Origin of the sequence: Stenotrophomonas panacihumi (assembly GCF_001431645.1) — a bacterium.
GTDB classification, from domain to species: domain Bacteria; phylum Pseudomonadota; class Gammaproteobacteria; order Xanthomonadales; family Xanthomonadaceae; genus Stenotrophomonas_A; species Stenotrophomonas_A panacihumi.
In genome coordinates this window covers 1-4,767 of the sequence record NZ_LLXU01000099.1, presented here as the reverse complement: position 1 = coordinate 4,767, position 4,767 = coordinate 1, and the positions used below count along the sequence as shown (strand labels likewise).

Genomic DNA, 4,767 nt, shown 5'->3' with positions numbered 1-4,767 from the left:
CTGGGCCTGGCGCTGGTCGCGGGCGTGCTCGGCTGGGTGCTGGCGCCGCAGGGGCGATGGAAGGCCGCGCTGGGCGTTGCCGCCGCGGCGTGGGTGCTGCTGGGCACGCTGCGCTTTGCCTGGCTGCGCCTGCGTAACGCCGCGCCGGGCCAGCGCTTCACCGCCGAGATGACCGGCATGCTGCTCGCCCACGGTGGCGTGGCGGTGTTCCTGGCCGGCGCGTTGCTGGTGGAGTCGCTGAGCGTGCAGCGCGAGGTCGCGCTGGCGCCGGGCCAGCAGCTGCGCATCGGCGCCTACGACCTGCGCCTGGATGGCCTCGACCCCGTGCAGGGCCCGAACTACAGTGCCGACATGGCGCGCGTGGCCGTGCTGCGCGGCGGCCGGGAACTCGGCGTGCTCACGCCGGAGAAGCGGCGCTACGCCAGCGGCGGCCAGGTGATGACCGAAGCCGGCATCCGGCCCGGTCCTTTCGGCGATGTCTACGTCGCGCTCGGCGAGCCGCTCGGCGCCGGTGCCTGGGCGGTGCGTGCGCACGTCAAGCCGTTCGTGCGCTGGATCTGGCTCGGCGCGCTGCTGATGGCGCTGGGCGGGCTGGTCACCGCCACCGACCGGCGCTTTCGTCGTCTTCCGGAGAAGTCCTGATGTCCGAACCGTCCACCCGCCGCCTGTCCCTGCCGTTGCTTGTCGGCGGCGTGGTGCTGTTCCTCGCCGTGCTGGCGCTGCTGCTGTATGGCGTGCAGCGCTCCGGCCTGGCCGACCGAGACAGCCTGCCTTCGGCGCTGATCGGCAAGCCGGCCCCGGCCTTCGACCTGCCGCTGCTGCACGATCCTTCCATCCGCGTCACCGCCGCCGACCTGCGCGGCGCGCCCTACGTGCTCAACGTGTGGGGCAGCTGGTGCCCGACCTGCCGCGAGGAACACCCCATCCTCACCCGCTTCGCGCTGACCAAGCGCGTGCGGGTGATCGGCTACAACTGGAAGGACGAGCGCGCCGACGCGCTGCACTGGCTGGAACAGCTCGGCAACCCGTACCTGCTGGTGCTGGCCGACCCGGAAGGCCGCACCGCCATCGACTGGGGCATCGCCGCCGCGCCGGAAACCTTCCTCATCGACGCGCAGGGCGTGGTGCGCTGGAAGTACAGCGGCGCGCTTACCCAGGACGTGATCGACGAACAGCTGATCCCGCAGCTGACCCAGCTCGAACGCGCGCCCGCCGGCGGCGGCAGCTCGCTGCACGCCGCGCCATGAGCACGCGCGCGGCGGCGTGGCTGTTGGCGTGGATGCTGGCCGGCGCCAGCGCCGTGGCAGCGGCGCAGCCGGTGTCCGACCCGGCGCCGCTGCAGTACCGCGACCCGGCCGAGGAAGCCCGCTTCCACGCCCTCACCGCCGAACTGCGCTGCGTGCAATGCCAGAACCAGTCGCTGGCCGACTCCAACGCGCAGATCGCCCTCGACCTGCGCCGCGAAGTGCTGGACCTGATGCACCAGGGCCGCAGCGACGCGCAGATCAAGCAGTTCCTGGTCGAACGCTACGGCGAATTCGTGCTGTACCGCCCGCAGGTCGAATCGCGCACCTGGCTGCTGTGGTTCGGCCCGGCCGCGCTGCTGCTCGGCGGCGCGGGCCTGCTGTTCGTGCTGGTGCGCCGCCGCGCGCGCGCCCTGCCCGCCACCTCCACCCCCGACGAACCGCAGGAGTGGTGATGGTCGTCTTCGCGCTGATCGCCGCCGCCCTCGTGGTGGGCGTGCTGGCCTGGGTGCTGCGCCCGATGTGGGCGCATTCGCGCGGCTTCGTCCTCGCCACCGTGGTGCTGCTCGGCCTGGGCACGGCCGTGCTGTACGGCCTGCTCGGCACCCCGGCGGGCTTGCGCGAGGCCAACGCCTCGCGCATCGACACCCCGCGCGATATCGACGAAGCGGTGGCCGACCTGCGCGCCGCGCTCGAACGCGACCCCAGCCAGGTAGAAGGCTGGATGCTGCTCGGCCGCGCCCTGCTCGGCCAGGAGAAATACACCGAGGCCGCCGACGCCTTCGCCCACGCGGTGAAGCTGCAGCCGGACCACGCCGAAGTGCTGGTCTCCGCCGCGCAGGCACGCATGCTGGCCGCCGGCAGCGGCCATGCCGACGCTACCGCGATGGAATGGCTGCAACGCGCCTTGACCTTGCAGCCCGAACACCAGCGCGCCCGCTGGTTCCTCGGCGTGGCGCAGCGCCAGGCCGGGCAGCCGGCCGTCGCCGCCGCCACGTGGGCGCCGCTGCTGGCGCAGGTCGATGGCGGCACGCGCGACAGCCTGCTGGCGCAGATCAACACCGCCCGCGCCGAAGCCGGCCAGCCGCCGCTCGCGCCGCCACCGCCGCCGACCGGCGGACTGGACGTGGAAGTCGCGGCCGCCCCGGGCTGGCACACCGCCTTGCCGCCGGACACCACCGTGTTCGTCATCGCGCGCATTCCCGATGGCCCGCCGATGCCGGTCGCCGTGGAGAAGCACACGCTGGCCGAGTTGCCGCTGAAGGTGCATCTGGACGATGGCGACAGCCCGATGCCCACCGCCAAGCTCTCCGCGCTGGGCGAAGTGGAAGTACTCGTGCGCGTCTCGCCCAGCGGCACCGCGATGCCGCAGTCCGACGACATCGCCTCCCCACCGGTGCGGGTGAAACTGCCTGCCGACGCGCCGGTGCAACTGACCTTGGGCGAATGAGCCGCCGCCGGCATGCAGTGATCCATGCCGGCGCCTGCGGCGCGGCGACGCGCCCCGCTAGAATCGCCGCATGACTGAATTCATCCCGGCTGGAAGCCAGTTCCTTTCCCTGCCCTCGCCGTTCCCGATGAAGCGCGGCGGCGCGCTGCACGGCGCGCGCGTGGCCTATGAAACCTGGGGCACGCTCTCGGCCGAAGCCGACAACGCCGTGCTGATCGTCACCGGCCTGTCGCCGAACGCGCATGCCGCGCGCAACGCGGGCAATCCCGAGCCGGGCTGGTGGGAAGCGATGATTGGCGCGGGCAAGCCGATCGACACCGAGCGCTGGTTCGTCGTGTGCGTGAACTCGCTGGGCAGCTGCAAAGGCTCCACCGGCCCGGCCTCGATCAACCCCGCCACGGGCGAGCCGTACCGGCTGGATTTCCCGGAGCTGTCGGTGGAAGACGGCGCGGACGCCGCGGTGGCGGTGGTGCACGCGCTGGGCATCACGCAGCTGGCCTGCCTGGTCGGCAACTCGATGGGCGGCATGACCGCGCTGGCGATCCTGTTGCGGCACCCGGGCATCGCGCGCAGCCACATCAACATTTCCGGCAGCGCGCAGGCGTTGCCGTTCTCCATTGCGATCCGCTCGCTGCAGCGCGAGGCGATCCGCCTGGATCCGAACTGGAACGGCGGCCACTACGACGACGTGCACTACCCCGAGTCGGGCATGCGCATGGCGCGCAAGCTGGGCGTGATCACCTACCGATCCGCGCTGGAGTGGGACGGCCGCTTCGGTCGCGTGCGGCTGGATTCGGAGCAGGCCGACGAAGACCCGTTCGGGCTGGAATTCCAGGTGGAAAGTTACCTGGAAGGCCATGCGCGGCGCTTCGTGCGCTTCTTCGACCCGAACTGCTATTTGTACCTGAGTCGTTCGATGGACTGGTTCGACCTGGCCGAGTACGCGGAGGGTGACGTGATGGCGGGGTTGGCGATGATCCGCGTGCCGCGCGTGCTGGCGATTGGTGCGAACACGGACATCCTGTTTCCGGTGCAGCAGCAGCAGCAGATTGCCGATGGGTTGCGCGCTGGGGGTGCCGAGGCGGAGTTCCTCGGCCTTGAATCGCCGCAGGGGCACGATGCGTTCCTGGTGGATTTCGAGCGGTTTGGCCCCGCGGTGCGGGGGTTTCTGGATTCGCTCTGACTTTCTGCTGGGTTCTTTTTGCGCTGCCGGGTTGGTGGATTGGTTTTTTTTGATGGCGCGCATGCAGTGTGCGGCTTGTTGCGCTGACTAATGGTGCGGGCCCCGGCCTGGCGTATAGGCTCGTCACGGCTCGGTCAGACATCCTGTCTGACTCGCCGCCGCGGGCCATCCTTGGCCCGCTGACGAACCTATACGCCAGGCCGGCGCTAGGCGCTTTTGTTTCCCCACTTCGTTTGGGGCGCGCGGGTGAGGTTGAAGGGGAAGAGCAAGAGCCTGCTTCTCCTCATCTCTCCATTCTCAATCCTTGCTCTTTTCTTCCCGCGTCGCGGGGGAAGCCGCTCTTGGGTGGGCAGTGCTCGGCTGTCGCTTTTGTCGTCCGTCATGGTGATCCATGGGGTCTTCGGGGGCAGGGCCCTTTCGGGACCGTAGGCGACATGGATGTCGCCTACGAGCCTCCATGGATGGATTCACGGCGTGTCCCGAAAGGGCCCTGCCCCCGAAGGCCGCGCGCGACGCCCAAGCAGCCGATCAACGTCGCAAGCCACAAACGACCCGGGATCAAGGCGAACCAAACGCTCCGCGGCCCGCGGCCGCCCAACCCCCAACCATCGCGGCAATGCAGCATGTAAACGTTTTCTCCCGCTGATACCGTGGCGCGGCCCAGCTCCCGGATCCTCCCATGCCCGCTCCCCCGTCCTTGCGCCTGCGCCGCGCCGCCCCGGCACTCCTGTTGCTCGCCATCGGCCTGGCCCACGCCGCCAAGAGCGACACCCTCCCCCCGCGATCGCAATGGCAGGCCAGCGCATCCTCGCGCCAGGTCGCCGCGCTGGCGCCCGAACACGCCATCGATGGCGACGAAACCACCCGCTGGGGCGGCGCGGCGCAGGCGC

6 protein-coding genes are annotated in these 4,767 nt (G+C 70.5%); all 6 read left to right on the top strand.

Annotated features, from left to right (window positions below; all coding sequences use genetic code 11):
- Nucleotides 1-642, top strand: a 642-nt coding sequence (locus tag ARC20_RS13210; protein WP_272914622.1) for a cytochrome c-type biogenesis CcmF C-terminal domain-containing protein, incomplete at its 5' end; no start/stop codon positions are given.
- Nucleotides 642-1,247 carry a DsbE family thiol:disulfide interchange protein gene (locus ARC20_RS13205; RefSeq protein WP_057647868.1) on the top strand — a complete coding sequence of 202 codons (606 nt, stop codon included), beginning with the start codon at nucleotides 642-644 and terminating at the stop codon, nucleotides 1,245-1,247. The genes ARC20_RS13210 and ARC20_RS13205, both read left to right, overlap by 1 nt.
- Complete coding sequence (locus ARC20_RS13200; protein ID WP_057647866.1) at nucleotides 1,244-1,699, top strand: cytochrome c-type biogenesis protein; 456 nt, start codon at nucleotides 1,244-1,246, stop codon at nucleotides 1,697-1,699. The genes ARC20_RS13205 and ARC20_RS13200 overlap by 4 nt, the downstream gene beginning before the upstream one ends.
- Nucleotides 1,699-2,694, top strand: a complete 996-nt coding sequence (locus ARC20_RS13195; protein WP_057647864.1) for a tetratricopeptide repeat protein — start codon at nucleotides 1,699-1,701, stop codon at nucleotides 2,692-2,694. Before ARC20_RS13200 ends, ARC20_RS13195 begins: the two co-directional genes overlap by 1 nt.
- A 70-nt stretch (nucleotides 2,695-2,764) precedes the next feature.
- Entirely contained in the window at nucleotides 2,765-3,877 is a 1,113-nt protein-coding gene (metX, locus tag ARC20_RS13190) for a homoserine O-acetyltransferase MetX (protein ID WP_057647862.1), read from the top strand.
- Between the two features lie 679 nt (nucleotides 3,878-4,556).
- Nucleotides 4,557-4,767 (top strand): hypothetical protein (locus ARC20_RS13185; protein WP_202595450.1); only part of this gene is annotated, 211 nt, incomplete at its 3' end.